This window comes from Microbacterium sp. P5_E9, assembly GCF_054049175.1.
This window is the reverse complement of record NZ_JBFUMV010000134.1, coordinates 1-542: the sequence shown is the minus strand read 5'-3', so window position 1 is coordinate 542 and position 542 is coordinate 1. Positions and strand designations below refer to the sequence as shown.

Genomic DNA, 542 nt, shown 5'->3' with positions numbered 1-542 from the left:
GTTGACGCACCAAGTGATTATTTCCGAATTATTCTCGATGGTTGGAAGTCCCTTTTTGGAGCGCGACTGCCAATCGCACGAATGACGAAGTTCCTGCAAACTCATTGCCCGGATTGGGTTGAATGGGCGACGAAATCGTTGCGTTCCCGAGAGAAATGAATAGAGGCAACAGACATATCCTGCATGAGACGGACAGCCGAAGGTCTGCTCTAACGGAGCCCTAATCTGCGCGGAGCAGCGATGCGACTAGATGGTCGCCTTGCCTGGATAGGCGGCCATCTAGGCTTTTCCCAAGCCAGTGGAGGACTTGCGGGTCCCCTGCGGCTTGCGCACCGCGGCCAATGCACCCGTGAGCAGCGCGCGGGTTGCATCATGCGATTTCTTTTCTTCACTAAGCTGCCCTTGAAGATCGTCCAGCCGCTGCTGCAGCGCCGAGCCTTGCGACTGGGCCTGCGCCAGGAGGCCTGCTTGACCGGCCAGTTGATCGCGAAGCTSGCGTTCSAYTTGCTGGGCGGAATGCTGCGTGTCGCGCAGCATCCGGC

1 protein-coding gene is annotated in these 542 nt (G+C 58.3%); it reads right to left on the bottom strand.

Annotation, left to right across the window (positions count from 1 at the left end; genetic code table 11):
- Positions 1-279: 279 nt before the first annotated feature.
- On the bottom strand, positions 280-542 hold a 263-nt coding region (locus tag ACXJ3V_RS20635), incomplete at its 5' end, for a hypothetical protein (protein WP_457102222.1).